This window comes from Belnapia rosea, from assembly GCF_900101615.1.
Classification (GTDB): domain Bacteria; phylum Pseudomonadota; class Alphaproteobacteria; order Acetobacterales; family Acetobacteraceae; genus Belnapia; species Belnapia rosea.
This window is the reverse complement of the sequence record NZ_FMZX01000001.1, coordinates 918,392-937,062: the sequence shown is the minus strand read 5'-3', so window position 1 is coordinate 937,062 and position 18,671 is coordinate 918,392. Positions and strand designations below refer to the sequence as shown.

19 protein-coding genes are annotated in these 18,671 nt (G+C 71.8%); 3 read left to right on the top strand and 16 right to left on the bottom strand.

The annotated features are described in order from the left end of the window. Window positions 1-67 precede the first annotated feature (67 nt). Both BLR02_RS04500 and BLR02_RS04495 read left to right on the top strand, forming a co-directional pair. Window positions 68-1,228, top strand: coding sequence for a serine hydrolase domain-containing protein (locus BLR02_RS04500; protein ID WP_090660824.1), 1,161 nt, complete (start codon window positions 68-70; stop codon window positions 1,226-1,228). A gap of 57 nt (window positions 1,229-1,285) precedes the next feature. Further along, the gene (locus BLR02_RS04495) at window positions 1,286-2,017 is read left to right on the top strand and encodes a YoaK family protein (RefSeq protein WP_090562474.1); all 732 of its coding nucleotides are present in this window, start codon (window positions 1,286-1,288) and stop codon (window positions 2,015-2,017) included. 7 nt (window positions 2,018-2,024) lie between these two features. Here BLR02_RS04495 and BLR02_RS04490 read toward each other — a convergent pair whose 3' ends face one another. From BLR02_RS04490 to BLR02_RS04435, 12 genes are all read right to left on the bottom strand, one after another. Further along, window positions 2,025-2,882 carry an ABC transporter permease gene (locus BLR02_RS04490; RefSeq protein WP_090660821.1) on the bottom strand — a complete coding sequence of 286 codons (858 nt, stop codon included), beginning with the start codon at window positions 2,880-2,882 and terminating at the stop codon, window positions 2,025-2,027. Beyond that, window positions 2,879-3,826, bottom strand: coding sequence for an ABC transporter permease (locus BLR02_RS04485; RefSeq protein ID WP_090660818.1), 948 nt, complete (start codon window positions 3,824-3,826; stop codon window positions 2,879-2,881). The genes BLR02_RS04490 and BLR02_RS04485 overlap by 4 nt, the downstream gene beginning before the upstream one ends. A gap of 1 nt (window position 3,827) precedes the next feature. Next, complete coding sequence (locus BLR02_RS04480) at window positions 3,828-5,333, bottom strand: ABC transporter substrate-binding protein (protein WP_176849371.1); 1,506 nt, start codon at window positions 5,331-5,333, stop codon at window positions 3,828-3,830. Continuing rightward, entirely contained in the window at window positions 5,330-6,373 is a 1,044-nt protein-coding gene (locus BLR02_RS04475; RefSeq protein ID WP_090660815.1) for an ABC transporter ATP-binding protein, read from the bottom strand. The genes BLR02_RS04480 and BLR02_RS04475 overlap by 4 nt, the downstream gene beginning before the upstream one ends. Continuing rightward, complete coding sequence (locus BLR02_RS04470; RefSeq protein ID WP_090660812.1) at window positions 6,370-7,353, bottom strand: ABC transporter ATP-binding protein; 984 nt, start codon at window positions 7,351-7,353, stop codon at window positions 6,370-6,372. The genes BLR02_RS04475 and BLR02_RS04470 overlap by 4 nt, the downstream gene beginning before the upstream one ends. A 131-nt stretch (window positions 7,354-7,484) precedes the next feature. Then, window positions 7,485-8,096: a CHAP domain-containing protein gene (locus BLR02_RS04465; RefSeq protein WP_256336840.1), complete on the bottom strand. Its 612-nt coding sequence runs from the start codon at window positions 8,094-8,096 to the stop codon at window positions 7,485-7,487. A 476-nt stretch (window positions 8,097-8,572) separates the two neighbouring features. Then, the gene (locus tag BLR02_RS04460; protein ID WP_090562494.1) at window positions 8,573-8,923 is read right to left on the bottom strand and encodes a RidA family protein; all 351 of its coding nucleotides are present in this window, start codon (window positions 8,921-8,923) and stop codon (window positions 8,573-8,575) included. Window positions 8,924-8,992: 69 nt separating this feature from the next. Next, window positions 8,993-9,967, bottom strand: coding sequence for a Gfo/Idh/MocA family protein (locus tag BLR02_RS04455; protein WP_176849370.1), 975 nt, complete (start codon window positions 9,965-9,967; stop codon window positions 8,993-8,995). A gap of 50 nt (window positions 9,968-10,017) precedes the next feature. Continuing rightward, on the bottom strand, window positions 10,018-11,133 hold the full coding sequence (locus BLR02_RS04450) for an alpha/beta hydrolase (protein ID WP_090660806.1): 1,116 nt from the start codon (window positions 11,131-11,133) through the stop codon (window positions 10,018-10,020). Window positions 11,134-11,164: 31 nt separating this feature from the next. Then, a complete protein-coding gene (locus BLR02_RS04445) occupies window positions 11,165-12,415 on the bottom strand; it encodes an MFS transporter (RefSeq protein ID WP_090660803.1) in 1,251 nt (416 codons plus the stop codon). A 9-nt stretch (window positions 12,416-12,424) separates the two neighbouring features. Next, a complete protein-coding gene (locus BLR02_RS04440) occupies window positions 12,425-12,823 on the bottom strand; it encodes a hypothetical protein (protein WP_090562502.1) in 399 nt (132 codons plus the stop codon). Window positions 12,824-12,834: 11 nt separating this feature from the next. Beyond that, on the bottom strand, window positions 12,835-13,347 hold the full coding sequence (locus tag BLR02_RS04435) for a hypothetical protein (protein WP_245704603.1): 513 nt from the start codon (window positions 13,345-13,347) through the stop codon (window positions 12,835-12,837). Window positions 13,348-13,470: 123 nt separating this feature from the next. Here BLR02_RS04435 and BLR02_RS04430 point away from each other — a divergent pair, with 123 nt between their 5' ends. Then, entirely contained in the window at window positions 13,471-14,763 is a 1,293-nt protein-coding gene (locus BLR02_RS04430) for an amidase (protein ID WP_090660801.1), read from the top strand. On the opposite strand, the gene BLR02_RS04425 is transcribed toward BLR02_RS04430, so the two are convergent. The 4 genes from BLR02_RS04425 to BLR02_RS04410 are packed head-to-tail and all read right to left on the bottom strand — an operon-like array spanning window position 14,764 to window position 18,666. Continuing rightward, window positions 14,764-16,410 carry an NTP transferase domain-containing protein gene (locus tag BLR02_RS04425; protein WP_090660798.1) on the bottom strand — a complete coding sequence of 549 codons (1,647 nt, stop codon included), beginning with the start codon at window positions 16,408-16,410 and terminating at the stop codon, window positions 14,764-14,766. Further along, window positions 16,407-17,111 (bottom strand): XdhC family protein, encoded by a 705-nt coding sequence (locus BLR02_RS04420; protein ID WP_090660795.1) that lies wholly within the window; start codon window positions 17,109-17,111, stop codon window positions 16,407-16,409. The genes BLR02_RS04425 and BLR02_RS04420 overlap by 4 nt, the downstream gene beginning before the upstream one ends. Then, window positions 17,108-17,428 (bottom strand): XdhC family protein, encoded by a 321-nt coding sequence (locus tag BLR02_RS04415; protein WP_090562516.1) that lies wholly within the window; start codon window positions 17,426-17,428, stop codon window positions 17,108-17,110. The genes BLR02_RS04420 and BLR02_RS04415 overlap by 4 nt, the downstream gene beginning before the upstream one ends. Next, window positions 17,425-18,666 carry a vWA domain-containing protein gene (locus tag BLR02_RS04410; RefSeq protein ID WP_342670555.1) on the bottom strand — a complete coding sequence of 414 codons (1,242 nt, stop codon included), beginning with the start codon at window positions 18,664-18,666 and terminating at the stop codon, window positions 17,425-17,427. The genes BLR02_RS04415 and BLR02_RS04410 overlap by 4 nt, the downstream gene beginning before the upstream one ends. Window positions 18,667-18,671: the final 5 nt, after the last annotated feature.

Below are 18,671 nucleotides of genomic sequence, written 5' to 3'. Positions count from 1 at the left end.
CCACATCTTCGGCCTGATATCATCGGTCCGGGATGTGCTTTAGGCTGCCGGCATCGGGGAGGGACGGATGCAAGGCATCGATGCGCTGCTGCGGGCCGCGGTGGGGAGTGGGGCTGTCGCCGGCGTTGCCGCGGTTGCCGGACAGGCCGGCGGCACCCTCTATGAGGGCGCGGCCGGACTGCGCGCCGCAGGCGGCAGCACGCCGATGACGCCCGATACGGTCGGCTGGATCGCCTCGATGACCAAGGCGCTGACCAGCGTGGCGGCGTTGCAGCTCGTCGAGGAGGGGCGCCTCGCGCTCGATGCCCCGATCGGCACCATCCTGCCGGAACTCGCCGCGCCGCAGGTCCTGGAGGGCTTCACCACCGCGGGCGAGCCGATCCTGCGTCCGGCGCGCGGGGCGATCACCCTGCGCCAGCTGCTGACCCATACGGGCGGCTTTGCCTATGAGACCTGGCATGCCGATCTTGGCCGCTATGCGAAGCTGGCCGGCCTGCCACGGGTCGGGACCTGCCAGCGCAAGGCCCTCGCATTGCCCCTGGTGGCCGATCCGGGCACCGCCTGGAATTACGGCATCGGCATCGACTGGGCGGGGCTGGTGGTCGAGGCCGTCACCGGCCAAAGCCTGGGCAGCGTGATCCGAGATCGCATCACCGGCCCGCTTGGCATGGAGGACACCCATTTCCGTCTCGGCGCGGCGCAGCGCTCCAGGCTCTCCGCCATGCATGTCCGCGGCGCCGATGGCCGCCTCTCGCCAATCACCTTCGAGGTCCCGCAGGAGCCGGAATTCGAGATGGGCGGCGGCGGGCTCTATGGCACGGCTCCCGACTACCTGCGCTTCTGCCGCATGGTCCTGAATGGCGGCACGCTGGACGGCGCGCGCATCCTGGCGCCGGAGACGGTGGAGGCGCTCGGCCGCAACCAGATGGGTGACCTGCTGGTCGGGCCGATGACGAGCGTCGTGCCGGGTGCCTCCCATCATGCCGAGTTCTTCCCTGGCCAGCCGAAGCGCTGGAGCCTCGCCTTCATGCTGAATGAGGAGGCGCATCCCGAAGGTGGCCGCGCGGCCGGGAGCATGGCCTGGGCCGGGCTGGCGAACAGCTATTACTGGATCGATCCGGTGCATGACCGGGCCGGGGTGCTGCTGACCCAGAGCCTGCCCTTCGCCGACCCGCAGGCGCTCGCGCTCTTCGCCGCCTTCGAACGGGCGGTCTATGCGGCAGGGTAGCGCGGGCATCGCATTCTTCTAGGATAGGCGCGACCGCAACATTCCCCTGGGGCGTGCATGCTTGTCCGGCAAGGCGATGCCAGGAACCTCCAGGCCGACCGCAACCTTGCCTGCACCCTCGCCCTGGTGGCGGGGGCGCTGAACACCGTAGGCTTCTACAAGATCGGTATCTATTCCTCCCATATGACCGGCGCGGTCTCGACCCTCGCCGACCGGTTGGCCCTCGGGGACTGGACCGGGGCGATGATCTGCCTCGGCCTCGTCGCCAGCTTCGTCGCCGGGGCAGCCGCCTCCACCCTGCTGGCGAATGAGGGCCAGCGCCGCGGCCTCGCCGGCATCCATGCGCTCAGCATCATGGCCGAGGCGGTCCTGCTCTGCGGCCTGGCCGCGGCCGATGCCTGGGCGCCGCAGCTCTGGGGCGGGCTGGGCTTCGTGCTCGGGATGAGCGCGTTGATGGGGCTGCAGAATGCGGTGGTCACCCGCATCTCGAATGCCCGCATCCGGACGACGCATGTGACCGGCATGGTCACCGATATCGGCATCGAGCTCGGCAACCTGCTCGACATCGCGCTGCGCCGGCGGCGGCGGGCGGAGGCGGCGGTCAACCTGGAGAAGCTTGGGCTGCACCTGCCGACGGTGCTCGCCTTCCTGCTCGGCGGCCTCCTCGGGGTGTTCGCCTACCGGGAGATCGGCGCCGGGATGCTGCTGGCGGTGGCGCTCGGCCTCGCCGGGCTGGCGCTGCCCGGGATCCTGGCGACGCGGCGTCCGGCCCCGCGGCGCGAGGCCTGACAGCCCGTCAGCGCCGCTCGCCCCGCGGGTCGAGCGCATCGCGCAGCCCGTCGCCCATCAGGTTGAAGGCCAGCACCACGAGGAAGATCGCCAGGCCCGGGAAGACCGCCAGCCAGGGCGCCTGGGTCAGGAAGCGCTGGGCGCTGTTCAGCATGCTGCCCCAGGAGGGCGCCGGCGGCTGCTGGCCGAGGCCGAGGAAGCTCAGCGAGGCCTCGGCGATGATGGCCTCGGCGATGGAGAGCGTCGCCTGCACCAGCAGCGGCGGGATGATGTTCGGCAGCACATGCACGAGGCCGAGCCGCCAGGGCGGGTTGCCCAGTGCCCGCGCGGCCTCCACCCAATCCGTGGCCCGCGCCTCCAGCGCCATGCCGCGCGCGAGGCGGACGAAGATGGGCGAGGCGGTGACGGCGATCGCCAGCATCGCATTCTCGAGCGCCGGGCCGAGAAAGGCGGCCAGCGCGATGGCGAGGATCAGGAAGGGCACCGAGAGCATGGCATCGGCGATGCGGGCGATGACCGCATCCACCCAGCCGCCGGCAAGCCCGGCGAGCACGCCGATCGGCACCCCGATCAGCAGCGCGACCGAGACCGAGATCACCCCCGCCGCCATCGAGGCCCGCGCGCCGTAGAGCACGCGGGAGAGCACGTCGCGGCCGTTCTCGTCCGTGCCGAACAGATGCTCCAGCGAGGGCGGCTTGCGGATCGCTGTCCAGGAGGTCTGCAGCGGGTCGGCCGGGGCGATCCAGGGCGCGAGGATCGCCGCCAGCAGGAAGAGCGCCACGACGACGAGGCCGAAGACCGCGAGGCGGTGGCGAAGGAAGCGGCGCAGCGCCCGGCGGCCCGGACTATCCGATGCGCCGCTCATGCGCTGCGCAGCCGCGGGTTGACGGCCATGTAGAGGATGTCGGCGATCAGCGAGAGGGTGACGAAGATCAGCGCCGTCGCCATCACCACGCCCTGCACCACCGGATAGTCGCGGTTGAAGACGGCATCGACGATCAGCTTGCCGAAGCCGGGAATGGTGAAGATCTGCTCGGTCAGCACCGCGCCGGCCAGCAGGCGCCCGAACTCGATGGTGCCGAGCGTCACCACCGGGATCAGCGCGTTGCGCAGCGCATGCCGCCCCACCACGACACGCTCGTCGAGCCCCTTGGCCCGCGCCGTGCGGACGTAATCCTGGGACAGGGCGCCAAGCATGGCGGCGCGGGTATGCCGCATCAGCACACCGGCGATGCCGGAGCCGAGCACGAAGGCCGGCATGATGGTGGTGGCGAGACTCTGCACCGGATCCTCGGTGAGCGGCACATAGCCGGAGGGCGGCAGCCAGCCGAGCTGCACGCTGAACAGCAGGATCATCATGATGCCGAGCCAGAAATTCGGCATCGAGATGCCGAAGAGCGCCAACCCGTTCGCCAGCCAGTCCACCGGCCGGTCGCGCCGCACCGCCGAGATGACCCCGGCCGGGATGCCGATGACCAACGCGATCAGGAAGGCCATGACCGCGAGCTGGAAGGTCACCGGCAGCTTCTCCAGGATGAGCTTCGCCACCGGCTCCCGGATGCGCCAGGAAAAGCCGAAATCGCCCTGCACCGCGCGGGCGACCCAGTGCAGGTACTGCTCCGGCAATGGGCGGTCGAGGCGCAGCTCGGCACGGATCTGCGCCAGCACCTGCGGGTCGCCACGCTCCTCCCCGGCGAGGGTCAGCGCCGGGTCGCCCGGCATCAGCTGCTGCAGGCCGAAGATCATCACCGAGAGGATCAGCAGGGTAGGGACGATCTGCCCCAGCCGGCGGAGGAACCAGGCCAGCATGCTAGTTCAGTCGCAGTCCCTGCGGGCGGATCAACCCGTCGGCGATGGGCAGGAAGCCCGAGAGCCGCGCGGTATGGGCGACGATGTTCTTGCGGTGCCAGAGATAGATGCGGCTGCGGTCCTGCCGCAGCGATATCTCGAAGACCTTGGCATAGAGCGCCCGCCGCGCGGCGGCATCGGTCTCGACCCGCGCCTCGTCGAGCAGCCGGTCCACCTCCGGGTTGGCATACTTGCCGTCATTCTGGCCGCCCTGGCTATGGATGAAGGTCCAGGTATTGCCATCCGGATCGACGCGGCCCGACCAGGCCACCAGATAGGTCTCGAAATCCCCCCGGTTGGCCGCCTGCAGGCTGCTGGCGAACTCCATCGCATTCAGCTTCAGCGCGAAGCCCGCCTCCTGCACCATGGCCTGGATCACCTCGCCCACCTGGCGGAGGTCGGGGTTGTTCGGCACCGTCATTTCGACCGGCACCGGCCCGGTGACGCCCGCCTCGCGCAGCAGGGCGCGGGCGCGCGCCACGTCGCGCCCCTCCGGCGCGAAGCCCGGCACATGGAAGGGGCTGGCGGGCGGGATGGGCTGGGCGGTCGGCGCATAGACGCCCTCATAGACCACCTGGCTGATCGCCTGCCGGTCGATAGCGAGCTCGAAGGCGGCGCGGATGCGCGGGTCGCGGGCGAAGGCCGTATTGGCGCGCGGCCCGTTGCCGATGTTGAGGACGATGCTCTGGTAGCCGAGCTCATCATAGGCGACGACCTTGAGGCGGCTGTTCCGCTGCACGGTCTTGATGTCGTCCGGCTCGATGGTCTGCACCATCTCCAGCGCGCCGGATTGCAGGTTGGCCAGCCGCACCGTGTTGTCGGGGATCGGCAGGAAGGTGATGCGGGGGATGTGGACGCGCCCGGCATCCCAGTAGTCAGGGAAGCGTTCCACGACGATGCGGTCCTGCGCCACCCGCTCGACCAGCCGGTAGGGACCGGCACAGACCGGCGCATTGCCGAAATTGCGCCCGGCCGCCTCGGCGGCCTTCGGGCTGACGATCATGCCGGCGCGGTCGGTGAGCTGCGACAGGAAAGGTGAGGAGGGCGCCTTCAGCCGGATGCGGATGGTCCTCGGATCGACCACCTCCGCCGCCTCCATCGTGCCGATCTCGCTGCGGCGGAAGCTGCCCTGCATCGTCAGGTGGCGGTTGAGCGAATAGCGCACCGCCTCGGCATCCATCGCCTCGCCGTCATGGAAGCGCACGCCCTCGCGCAGGGTGATGCGCAGCGTCTTCGGGTCCTCCCAGGCATAGCCGGTGGCGAGCTGCGGGACGATCTCCAGCCGCTCGTTGATGTCGAACAGCTTGTCGCAGAGCGAGGCGAAGACGATGCGGCCGACGAAGGTGCGGGCCAGCGTAGGGTCGAGGATGTCCGGATCCTCCCGCAGGCCGATGCGGAGCGTCTGCGCCTCCGCCGCGCCAGCGAGTCCGAGGGAGGCCAGGGCGGCGAGGAGGGTTCTGCGGATCATGCTTCGGTCCCGGCGGGTTGGAAGAAAGCCTGCAGCCGCCGCAGCCGGTCACCGCCCGGCTCGGCCTCCTGCAAGGGCGGCGCTGGCGGCAGGCGGTCCTGCAGGTGGCAGGCGGCGCGATGGTCGCCGCCCGCCAGGATCGGCGGCTGCTCGCGGCACAGGGCCTCGGCATGCGGGCAGCGGGTGTGGAAACGGCAGCCGGCCGGCGGTGCGATGGGGCTCGGCACATCGCCCTCGATCGGCGGGGCCTTAATGCCCCGTCCCGGCACGGCGGCGAGCAGCGCCCGGGTATAGGGGTGGCGCGGCGCGGCGAAGACCGTGGCCGCCGCGCCCTCCTCGACGATGCTGCCGAGATACATCACCGCCACGCGGTCGGCGATATGGCGCACCACGCCAAGGTCATGGCTGATGAGGACGAAGGTCAGGCCCAGGTCGCGGATCAGGTCGGCCAGCAGGTTCACCACCTGCGCCTGGACCGAGACGTCGAGCGCGCTGATCGGCTCATCGCCGATGACGAGCCGCGGCCCGCTGGCCAGCGCCCGGGCGATGGCGATGCGCTGCCGCTGCCCGCCGCTGAACTCATGCGGCCAGCGCTGCGCGCTTTCGGGACGCAGGCCGACCCGTTCCAGCAATTCGGCGACGCGGCTGGCCTCGCCACCGCGCGGCACGATGCGGTGCAGCCGCAGCGGCTCGGCGATGGCGGCGCCCACCGTCATGCGGGGGTCGAGGCTGGCGAAGGGGTCCTGGAAGATGAGCTGCATGTCCCGCCGCCGGGCGCGCAGCGCGGCGGGGGAGAGGGCGCGCAGATCCTCGCCGTCGAAGCGCACGCTGCCCGCATCCGGCTCGATCAGCCGCAGCGCCAGGCGACCGAGGGTCGACTTGCCGCAACCGCTCTCGCCGACGATGGCGAGCACCGTGCCGCGCGCGACGGCGAGGGAGACCCCATCCACCGCCCGCACCGCGCCGCGCGCCCGGCCGAGCGCATCGCGCAGCGGGAAATGCTTCCTGAGATCCCGCAGCTCGAGCAGGGGCTCGTTCATGCCGCCAGGACCTGGTCGAGCGGGGCGCGCCAGCAGGCCGTGGCATGGCCGGGCTCGATCTCGGCCAGCGGCGGCTGGCGGGTGCAGTCGGTGCCGTGGAAGGGGCAGCGCGGCGCGAAGCGGCAGCCCTCCGGCGGATGGAGCAGGTCGGGCACCGTGCCCTCGATGCTCGCCAGCCGCGACATCCGCCCCCCTGGCCCGCCCTCGATCCGCGGCGCGGCGCCGAGCAGCCCGACCGTATAGGGGTGCTCCGGCCGGGCGAAGAGCCGCGCGGCCGGGGCGCGCTCGGCTGCCCGCCCGGCATACATCACCACCACGTCGTCGGCATGGTCGGCGACGATGCCGAGGTCATGGGTGATCAGCACCACCGCCGTCCCGGTCTCCCGCTTCAGCTCGTCGAGCAGGGCGAGGATCTGCGCCTGCACGGTGACGTCGAGCGCCGTGGTCGGCTCGTCGGCGATCAGCAGGCGCGGCTTGCAGGCCAGCGCCATGGCGATCATCACCCGCTGCCGCATCCCGCCCGAGAGCTGATGCGGATATTGCCGGGCCCGCCGCGCGGCATCGGGGATGCGCACCCGGTCGAGCAGCGCGACGGCGCGGTCGAAGGCGGCGCGCTCGCCCAGCCGCTCATGCAGGCGGAGCACCTCCGCCACCTGCTCGCCCGCGGTGAAGGCGGGGTTGAGGCTGGTCATCGGCTCCTGGAAAACCATGGCCAGCTCCCGCCCGCGGCGGCGGCGCCATTCGGCCGGGTTCAGGGTCGACATCTCCCGCCCGTGCAGGCGGATGGAGCCGGAAAGCCGGGCATTGGGCGGCAGCAGCCCCATGATGGCCAGGGCCGTGACCGACTTGCCGCAGCCGCTCTCGCCCACCACCGCCAGCGTGCGGCCGGCCTCGACCGAGAAGGAGAGGTCATCGACAGCGCGGAGCGGCCCGCGATCGGTCCGGAAGGTGACTGCCAGGCCGCGGATGTCGAGCACCATCAGCGGCAGCAGGGCCGGCCCGGGGCCGGGCTAGAGCGGGGGGAATCCTGCGCCGGGATCGACGATCTCATGCCGTACTAGTGCCATGGCGGCGCCACGGCGCAAGATGCGATCGTGCGGCCGGACAGGGCTCAGCGCGCGCGGGAGGTCGCCGCCTGGGCGTTCCGCAGCGGGGCGAGGCCCTGCAACTGGTAGCCGCGTGCCGAGCCGGCCTCCGGCCCCTCGGCCAGCTGCTCGTAGCGGGTGCTGCGGCGCAGCTGCAGCCCGGCATAGGCGGTGCCGGTGTTCACGCTGTCATCGGGGCGGTTGTAGATGAAGCCGAAGGTCGGATAGACGCGCCCGAAGGCGCTGTCGTCCCGCCCCGACTGGACCCGGACTGCGGACCAGTCATTCGTGTCCGAGACGTCGATCACGCTGACATCCTGCATGACCGAGCCACGCGGGATGCCGGGCCCGCCCCAATTCGCATGGTCGATCCGCACCTCGCGTGGGCCGACCACGTCGCGCACCACGGCAACATGGCCGCGCGTCATGCCCGAGGTGGCGCGGAAGGCCATCACCGAGCCCGGCTCCGGCCGCTGGCCACGATCATAGATGCCGGCGGCATTCGACCACCAGTCGCCGCCATTGCCGCTGACCTGCATCCCGGTCACGGCACGGGCATAGGGAACGCAGGAGATCCCGGCCGCCGTCGCCACGACAGTACGCCCAGGGCTCCGCCGATGGGCGGCATGACCACGCATCTTGCCCGAAACCCGGTGAACCGCCGCCGGACGAACCGACATCCCGGCCTTGCGCACCGTGTCCCGGCCTGGCGCGCCCTGTTCGTGATCCCGCTGCGTGGCCATGGCGTCCCCCGACGCTGCCAGCGCACCGATCATCACGCACCACGCCATTGCCGTCCGATGCATCCGCATACCAATCCCCCTGTACGCGTGGACCGCTTGTCCTCGCGAGGCTGTAACCTCGTGACACAGAAGGGTTATGACGGGGTCAAAAGCTCGCGCAACCGCCAGCGGCGAAACATCACGAAATCCGCAGTGATTTGCCGGTAGTGCGCAGCGTTAATCGTCTATGAAGGGATGATCGTCCTAGAAGTGGTCTCAGAAATGAGCCATGCCACAGTGTGGTGGCAGATATGCAACAGACGCAGAAAGGGCGGCGCCCCGGCCGGAGCGCCGCCCTTTCCGATTCCCGTTTCCGTGATCCGGGTGGTGGATCAGCGGCAGGCGGTGATCATGATCTCCACCAGATGGCGCGGGTCCGCCATGTTCGCCTCGACGCAGGCGCGGGCCGGGCGGCCGGCATCGCCGAGCCATTCCACCCAGCACTTGTTCATCGCCTCGCGGTCGCGGATGTCCTTCAGCCAGATCTGGGCGCTGAGCAGCCGGGTCGTATCGGTGCCGTTGGACTCGAGCGCGGCGGTGATCTTCGCCAGGACCTGCTTGGTCTGCCCCGTGATGTCGAGGGAGAGGTCATCGGCGGTCATGCCGGCCAGGTAGACGAAATTGTGGTACTCCACCGAACCCGAAAGAATGGCGTTGCTGCCCTGGCGGGTGATCTTCGACATCGGCTGCCCCTCCGTTAAGGAATGGCGGTTCTACGGCGTGGTTACAGCAGCGACAAGCACTGGCGCCGCTCAGGCGACGGCATAGCTGCTGCCCGAGGCGGCGGCGCCGATCATCGTCTCGAAGACCGCGACGCCATGCACCGCCTCCTCGAGCGGCAGGGGATAGGCCGGGCCGCCCGCCACCGCCGCGGCGAAGGCCTCCAGCTCCGCCGCCTCGATATCGACCTTGGGGAAGTCCCGCACCCAGCCCTCGCCCTCGACCGGGGTGAAGGCGAGCCGGTCCTGCCCCTGCATCTCCAGCACGCCCTTGGTGCCGAAGAGCGCCACGCGCCAGTAGCGCGCGGTCAGCGACAACGTGGCGAAATTGCAGGTGGCGCCGGAGGCGAAGCGCGCCAGCATCGCGGTCGTGTCGTCGATATGCGTCGAGACGCGCGGGAAGGACTGCACGGTGACCTCGGCGACGGGGCCCATCAGGTTCACCAGCATGTCGATCATGTGGATGCCCATGGCGCCCATGCCGCCGAGCGGGCTCTCCGCGCGGTCGGCGCGCCACATGCCGGGCTTCCAGGCGAAGGCGCCCGGCCCGCTGATATGCCCCTCCGCATGCAGCACCGTGCCGAGCGCCCCCTCGGCCAGCATCCGCTTCATCTCGAGCGTCGTCGGCAGGAAGCGCCGGTTGTGGCCGAGCGCCAGCACCACCCCGGCCCGGCGGCAGGCGGCGACGCAGGCCTCGGCGGTCGCCTTGCTGAGGGTGAAGGGCTTCTCGACGAAGACATGCTTGCCGGCCGCCGCGGCGGCGATGACCTGCGCCGCATGCTGCTTGTGCGGGGTGGCGAGCACCACCGCCCGCACCTCCGGGTCGCCGAGCACCGCCTCGTAGGTCGGATGCAGGCGGATGCCCTGCTCGGCGGCCCAGTCGGTGGCCTTGGAGAGGGTGCCGGTGGTGCCGGCGACGAAGCGGAGCCCCGCCTCGTTCTTCCGCTGCACGCTCTCCACCAGGGTGCGGCCCCAGCGGCCCATGCCCACGATCGCGGTGTTCAGCATTATCGAATGTCCTGCGGGTTTGCGGCGCACCCTATCCGCGCCGCTGCCGCTCAGGAAGCCGCCAGGAATTCCCGCAGCAAGGCGACGGTCCGCTCCGGCTGCTCCTGCTGCACCCAGTGCCCGGCGCCGGGGACGAGGTGGCAGCCGAGCATCCGCGTGCAGGCCTGGCGCTGCATCCGCTCCAGGCTGCCAGGCACCTGATGGATGCCCCAGTCGCTGGCGCCGGCGATGAAGAGCGAGGGTTGCTCCAGCCGCCGCCCGGCCATCAGCTGCAGCTCCGCCTCGAAGCGCCCCTCCGTCCGGCAGCGGTACCATTGCAGCCCGCCCTGGAAGCCGGTGCGGGCATATTCGCCGGCATAGACGGCGAGCTCCGCCTCCGGCAGCCAGCCATTGGCGGCCACGGACTCGGGCGAAGGCATGTCCGGCGCGACCTGCTCCGCCATGCCCTTGCCGAGATCCATGATGTAGTAGCCGGGCATCGTTGCCAGCGCCTCGGCCGTCCAGCCGGCGAGCGGGGCGGGGCGGTTCTCCGCCCAGTCGGCGCTCTTCACGTGGTAATAAGCGCGGAGGAAGGCGGGCAGGCCCTGCGGCGCGTGCTGCATCTCCGCATTCGCGGGGCGCGTCGAATAGTACCACTGGTAGTGCTTGCGCGGCCGGGGCAGCGCGGCCAGGGCGGCATGGATGTCGGGCCCGGCGGCGCGGCCCGGCGCCGCCTCCGGCAGGCCGGGCGGGCCGCCGAAGGGCGCGCTCATCAGCACGACGCGGCGGAAGATGTCCGGACGCAGCAGCCCGCACCAGGCGGCGACCGGCGAGCCGAAATCATGCCCGATGACGGCCTCGACGCCGTCATGCCCGAGCGCGGCCAGCAGGCCCATCGCGTCGCGCACCAGGTTGAACATGCGGAAGGGGGCGAGGTCGCCATCATACTCGGCGCTCCAGCCCGTGGTGCGGCCATAGCCGCGCTGGTCCGGTGCGACGACATGGTAGCCGGCCTCGGCCAGCGGCCGCATCACCTTGCGCCAGGAATAGGCGAGTTCCGGGAAGCCGTGCAGCAGGAGGAGGCAGGGCCGGCCCGGCTCGCCCGCCTCGAGCAGGTGGACACGGAGGCCGTTCACCCCCTCGATGAAGCGCGCGCGGATGCCGGGCGGCAGGGGCAGGTCGTCCATGGTTTCCTCCGTGTCTTGGGTCCGGTCCTGGTTACCCGCGGCCCTCCAACTCCGCCACCATGACCGGCTTGCGGCTCCATCCCCAGGCGAAGACCAGCAGCGCCACCAGCATGGCGGCGATGGTCGGCCAGCGCAGGCCGAAGATCTCACCCGCCGCGCCGAGGGCCAGCGCCCCGCTCGCCGGGCAGGCGCGGACGATCATGCCCCAGAGGCTCAGCACCCGCCCGCGCATCGAGGGGTCGGCGGCATTCTGCACCAGGGTCTGGGTGGAGATGCCATGCACCGAGCCTGCCGCCCCCATCAGCGCCGCGCAGAGCAGGGCGAAGGGGAAGAAGCCCGTCGAGACGAAGCCGATGGTGAAGATCGCCTGGCAGGCGACCGCGCCGACCGAGAGCCCGACCGCCCCCTCCAGCTTGCCGCGGCTCGCCACCCAGAGGCCGGAGAACAGGGCGCCGATGCCGATGCAGGCGGTCAGCATGGCGAGGCCGTCGGCGCCACGCGCGAACAGCCGCTCGACGAAGGGTGGCAGGATCTCCTGCACGCCGCGCATCAGCACCGAGGCGATGGCGGCGAAGGCGAGCAGCGGCCCGATGCCCGGATGCCGGCCCGCATAGCGGAAGCCGGCGATCGTATCCGCCCAGACGCTGACCCCCGAGGGCGCGCCCCGGCGCTGCGCGGCATCGACCCGGAGGCTCGGCATGGTCAGCGTTGCGGCGAGATAGGCAAGGCTGTTGAGGAAGACCGCCGGGACGACGCCGGCCGTGGCGATCAGCGGCCCGGCGATGGCCGGCCCGACGAAGCGCGCGACATTGTAGCAAAGCGAATTGCAGGCCACCGCCGCCGGCAGGTCGGCCCGCGGCACCAGGCCCGGCATCAGGCTCTGCCGCGCCGGCTGGGAGAAGGAGGCGGCGGTGCCCTTGCACATCTCAAGCGCCAGCAGGAGGCCGATGCTCAGATGGCCGGTCAGCAGCAGCGCGCCGATCGCCGCCGCCTCCAGGGCGATCACCGCCTGGGACGCCATGGTGAGCTTCACCCGGTCCATCCGGTCGGCGACGGCGCCGGCGATCGGGCTGAAGATAACGGCCGGCGCCAGGTCGCAGAAGGCGACCATGCCGACCCAGACGGCGCTCTTGGTCATCTCCCAGGCCAGCCAGGCAACGGCGATCTGGTGGACCCAGAGCCCGGTCCAGGAGGTGAGGGAGGCACCGAAGAAGATGCGCGCATCCCGGTGCGACAGGGCCCGGCCCAGCGCACCGAAGGGGGCCAGGCCACGGAAGGCCATCGGTCCGGGCTAGCGCTGCTGCGGCGCGGTCCGCGTGTTCTCCTGCACGCAATCGGCGGCGATCCGGTCCCGCTCGTAGATGCGGCCCAGCCGGTCGGTCTCGGCACGGCGGGCATAGATGCTGGCATCGGTGCCGATGCGGGCATCCCGCTCATCCTCGCGCATGAGCTGGCCGCGGTCGCGGAAGGTGATGATGCGGTCGGCATCGCTGCGGCAGGCAGCGGCCAGGGCCGCCTGGTCGCGCAGCGCCTGGGGCGGCGGCGGCACGGCGGGGACGGCGCCCGGGCCGGGGGCGATGGCGGCGCGGCTCGGCACCGCATTGCCGGTCAGCGGCACCACGGCCGGGTCCGGCCCACCCGAGCAGGCGGCGAGGGATACGAGCAGGCCGGGGAGGAGCAGGCGTTTCATCAGGTCTTCCGTCATGCGATGCGGCCAGGGCTCGGATCGCCGCCCGCGGGCAGCGGCCGGGATAATAGCCGGCGCAGACCGGTTTCGTCGAACCGCGCCCCGCCGTCCAGCGGCATGGCGGCCGCGGCGGACAGAAGGGCGGGGTGCAGGTCGATCCCCGCAGGTGTTACCGCGAAAAGCGCCGTCATCCACGGCGCCCGGCCCAGCACCTCCACCAGCGCCAGCAGGCGGAGGCAGAGGCTCAACCCCCCGATCGTGTCGAGGCCGATCGCCGAGTCGATGGCCTCGGCCCAGGCGGCGGCATCGCGGTCGGCGATCGCCAGCTCCATGGGCTCTCCCCCGGTGCGGGCGAAGAGCAGGCGGCGGGGCTTGCCCCATTGCTGCCGGTCCGCCGCCTCCCGGGCGAGGTCCCAGGCGGCAAGAAGCTGTCGGGGCGCGACCGCGGGAAGGCGTTCGGGCGGCAGGGGGACGGCATAGGTCAGGGCGCCGTTGGGCGCCTCCGCCACGCGGATCGAAGGGGACATCGCTCCCAATTTGGGGGCGGGCGGGGGCCGGCGCCAGCAGCGTTGCGCTGCAGGCTCTTGTTTGTTCGCGCGATCAGGCTGCTGCCGCTTCGGCCGCCGGCGATCGCGTTCTAAGCTCGGCGCATGACCGATCCCGCCACCCTCTCCGCCGCCGAGGCCGCCCGCCGCATCCGCGACGGCCGCCTCTCCGCCACCGCGCTCACCGAGGCGCTGCTCGACCGGATCGCCACGCGCGAGCCCGGCATCCGGGCCTTCGTCCATCTCGACCCCGCCCTGGCGCTGCGCCAGGCGGAGGCGGTGGACCGGGCCGCGAAGGCCGGGCGGGTGGGGCCGCTGGCGGGCCTCGCCTTCGGGGTGAAGGACGTGCTGGATACCGCCGACCAGCCCTCGCAATACGGCTCGCCGATCTGGGCCGGGCACCGGCCGCGGACGGATGCCGCCTGCGTGGCGCTCGCCCGCCGCGCCGGGGCGGTGATCCTCGGCAAGACGGTCACCACGGAATTCGCCACGCGGCATCCCGGGCCGACCGCCAACCCGCACAACCCTGGCCATACGCCGGGCGGCTCCTCCTCCGGCTCGGCCGCCGGAGCCGCGGCGGGCTTCTTCCATGCCGGTTTCGGGACGCAGACGGCGGGCAGCATCATCCGCCCGGCCGCCTATTGCGGCGCAGTCGGCTTCAAGCCCTCCTTCGGCACGCTGCACCGGGCGGGGATGAAGGTAATGTCGGAATCGCTCGACACGATCGGCATCATCACCCGCAGCGTCGGCGACGCCGCCTTCGCCATGGCAGGACTCACCGGGGGCGATTACGGCGACCCGGAGGCGCGGCCCGGCCGGGCGCCGCGCCTCGGCCTCTGCTGGGGCCCGACGGCGGAGCAGGCGGCGCCCGAGACGCGGGAGGCAATCGAGCGCGTGGCCGCCGCCGCCGCAAGGGCCGGTGCCGAGATCGTCCCGATTGAGATGCCGGAGCCCGTAGCGGCGGGCCTCGCCGCCCATGCCCTGGTCATGAACGGCGAATCCGCCGATGCCCTGGCCTGGGAGCTGGACCATGCCCCGGCGCTGCTCTCGCCCGGACTGCGCGAGCGGATGGAATGGGGCCGCGACCAGCCCCGCGCGGCGAAGGAGGCCGGCCGGGCCGCCTTCGCCACGGCGCGTGCCGCTGTGGCCAGCGTCATGGCGGATGTCGATGCGATCCTGACGCCGAGCGCGCCCGGCGAGGCGCCGGAGGGGCTGGGCTGGACCGGCGACCCTGCCTTCAACTCGCTCTGGACCTTGCTGCACCTGCCCTGCGTCACCGTCCCGGTCGGCACCGGGGCCCGGGGCCTGCCGCTCGGCGCACAGATCGTCACGGCTTTCGGCCGGGACGGCGAGGCCCTGGCCTGGGCCGAATGGGTGCGGCAGGCGGCGGTGGCCTAGCTACCGCACCTTCTCGAAGCCCGGCGCCTTCTTCAGCGCGTCGGTGGTGTCGAAGTCGCGCAGCACCGCGTCATCGGCCATCTCCACCTCGGCGACCCGGTCGGCATGCTTGCCGACCAGGTGACGGGCGCCGACATCACCGCTGATCGTCATCATCTCCGGCAGGAATTCCATCGCCCAGAGCATCGGGTTGCCCTGCTTGCCACGGAAGGTCGGCATGACGATGGCGCGGCCCTCCTCCGGATCGAAGGCGGCCAGCAGCCGGTCGATCATCGGGCCGGCGACCAGCGGCATGTCGCCGAGGCAGACCACCACGCCGTCCAGATCCTTCGGCAGCGCCGCCAGCCCGGCCCTGAGGCTGGCCGAGAGGCCTTCGGCATAATCCTCGGCATGGGCGAAGATGACGGAGCGGCCGGGCAGCGCCGCCTCCACCCGCTCATGCTCGTAGCCCGTCACCACCACCACCGGCCGGGCGCGGGAGGCCAGCGCATTGTCCACCACGCGGGCGACCATCGGCACGCCCTGGTCGTCCTGCACCAGCAGCTTGTTGAGCGGCGCCATGCGGCGGCTGCGGCCGGCCGCCAGCACCAGCGCCGCGATCTTCCGGCCGCGCCGCGGCGCCGGCCCCGGCGCAGCGGTGCCCGGCAAATCGCGTGGCAGGGGCCGGGCCTCCATCTCCTTCAGCAGCCCGCCGACGCCCATGCCCATGACATCGGCCGGCGTCACCCGCAGCCCGGCGAAGAGACGCTGCAGGATCCAGTCGATGCCATTCAGCTTGGGCGACTTGGCGCAGCCGGGCAGCACCAGCGCCGGGATCTCGTCGATATGGCCGAGGCAGATCAGGTTGCCGGGGTCGACCGGCATGCCGAAATGGTCGATGGCGCCGCCGGAGCGGACGATGCCGGCCGGCCCCACATCCCGCCGGTCCACCACGGCCGAGGCCCCAGCGACGAGCAGCAGCTGGGCGCCGGCACGGCGCAGCCGGTTCAGCGCATCGGAGATCGCCTGGGTCTCGTGCCGGACGCGCTCATGCGGCAGCAGCGTGCCGCAGAGCGCCTCCACCCGGTCGCGCGTCACCTCGACCGCGCCCTCCATGACGCTCTCCTTCACGCCGGGCAGCTCGGTCAGCACGAGCCCGACCTTCAGCGGACGGAAGGGATGCAGCGAGAGGGCAGGCGGGCCGGTGCGGGCCAGCAGCTCCGCCACCTCGAGCACGGCGCCCGGCACGGCGAAGGGGATGACCTTGATGGTGGCCAGCATCTCCTTCGCCGATACCGGGATATGCGAGGTGAGGGTTGCGACCGTCAGCGATTCATCGAGCGCGTTCAGCCGGTTGATGGTGACCGGGTTGACCACCAGCAGCCCGGCCGCATCGGCGAAGAGATTGACCCGGCCGGTGGAGGCGCGGGAGCGGGCGAGCAATGGGCCCATCAGGGCATTGGCGAGGCGGTCCGCCGCCTCATCCTCCGGCACCTCGCCGGACTCGAGCCGCGCCGCGATGACGCTGCCCATGCCAGCGCCCTGCAGCGCGGCGATGGCCGCCTGGTCGAGCACCGTGCCCTTCTTCAGCACCCGGCCGGGCAGCCGCACGGTATGGGCGAGAATGGCGCCGCGCGCCTCGTCGAGCGGGGTGGGGCCGAAGATCATGCCGCGAGCGCCGGGCGGCGGGCGAGCGCCGCGCCCCGCCTCGTGGCGACCACCTCCGCCAGGATCGACAGCGCGATCTCGGGTGCCGTCACCGCCTCGATATTGAGCCCGACCGGGGCATGGATGCGGGCGATGGCCTCGGCCGAGTGCCCCATCTCCTGCAGCCGGGCGACGCGCTTGGCATGGGTCCGCCGGCTGCCGAGGGCGCCGATATAGAAGCAGTCGGATTTCAGCGCGGCATCGAGGCCGGGGTCGTCGAGCTTCGGGTCATGGGTGAGGGTGACCACCGCGCTCCGGCTGTCCGGCGCCAGCGCCGCCACGGCATCGTCGGTCCATTCGTGGATCAGCGTGATGCCGGGGAAGCGCTCGGCCGTCGCCCAGGCGCGGCGCGGGTCGACCACGGTGACGGCATAGCCGGCGGCCTGGGCCATCGGGACCAGCGCCTGGGCGATATGCACGGCGCCGATGATGATGATGCGCAGCGGCGGGTTGTGCGGGTGGACGAACCAGGCCTCGCCCTCAAGCGTGACATTTGCCGCCGCATCCTCGCGCAGCGCCCGCTCTGCGGCATCGGCGAGAGGCGCCGGCACCACCTCATCCGGCCAGAGATGCTGGGCGCCATCGGTGAGGCGGGTGAGCAGGGCGACCGGGCGCTTGGCTGCCTTCGCCCCCTCCAGCGCGGCGAGAAGCTCGGGTGTCACGAAAGCTTCTCCACGAAGACCTTCAGCTTGCCGCCGCAGGCAAGGCCGACTTCCCAGGCCCGCTCGTCGGAGATGCCGAAATCGAGCAGCTGCGGCGCGCCGCTCGCCATGGTCTGCTTCGCCGCATCCGCGACCGCGCCCTCGATGCAGCCGCCGGAGACGCTGCCGGCCAGCTTGCCCGAGGCGCTGACCGCGAGCCGCGATCCGGCCGGACGGGGCGAGCTGCCCCAGGTCTCCACCACGGTCGCCAGCGCCACCGTCTCGCCGGCCGCGCGCCAGTTGGCCGCGGTCGCCAGCACGTCTTCCGAATCGCTCATGCCACCAGTCTCCTCACGGGCTGCGGCCCGCTCAGCGTCGCCACCAGCGCACGCAGGCTCTGCAGGTTATGGACCGGGCGGAATTCGTCGACATGCGGCAGCATCGCCCGGATGCCCTGGGATCTGGGTTGGAAGCCCTCCCAGCGCAACAGGGGGTTCAGCCAGATCAATCGGCGACAGGAATGGCGGAGCCGGTCGGTGGCCTCGGCGAGCCCCTTGGCGCCCTCGCGGTCGAGCCCGTCGGTGATCAGCAGCACCACCGCGCCCTGGCCGAGCACCCGGCGGGCCCAGAGGCGGTTGAACAACTCGATGCTCTCGCCGATCCGGGTGCCGCCCGACCAGTCCGGCACCACATGGGAGATCATCTCGAAGGCCACTTCCGCGTCGCGGCTCTTCAGCTGGCGGGTGACATTGGTCAGCCGCGTGCCGAAGAGGAAGGAGCTGACGCGGTCCCGGTCATTCGTCACCGCATGCAGGAAGTGCAGCAGGATCTGCGCATAGCGGGACATGCTGCCCGAGATGTCGCAAAGGGCCACCAGCGGCGGCGGCCGCACCACGCGGCGGCGGCGCTCGAGGCTCAGCACCTCGCCGCCCATCCGGAGGCTCTCGCGCAGCGTGGCGCGCAGGTCCGTCACGGGCCCGCCCCGGTCGGGGCGGAAGCGCCGGGTCGGTCGCTCGTCGAGCGGCAGGACGAGGCGGCGGATCTCCTGCTTGGCGGCGGCGATCTCGGCGGCCGACATGGCCTCGAAATCCATGCCCTGCAGGCGTTCCCGCTCGCTCACCGTCATCGCCACCTCGACCGGCGGGCGCTCCTCGGGCGGCTGGGGCGGCGTCGGCTGCTGCGGCGGCGGCGTCATCGCCTCGGCCATGCGGCGGCTGGCGGGCGGCGGCTTGTCGCGTTCCTTGAAGCCATCGATCATCGCCATGGCCGCGGCGTTGCGGCCCGCCTCCGGGTCGCGCCAGAACAGCAGGAAGGCCTGGTCGAAGACCTCGAACTGGTCACGCCGATGGACCATGACGCCGCGGAGTGCCGCATGCACCTGGCGCCGGTCGCCGATCTCGACGAGCTGCAAGGCCTCAGCCGCCGCCAGCAGCTCGGCCGGGCCAACCGGCAGCCCGGCCCGCCGCAGCAGCCGGCCGAAGGCAAGCAGGTTGCCGGCCAGCGCACCGCGGCCGGCGCCGATGCCGGCGCTGGCCAGCTGCATCGCCTGGCCCAGATGGTCGGGCATGTCGCTCATGGCGC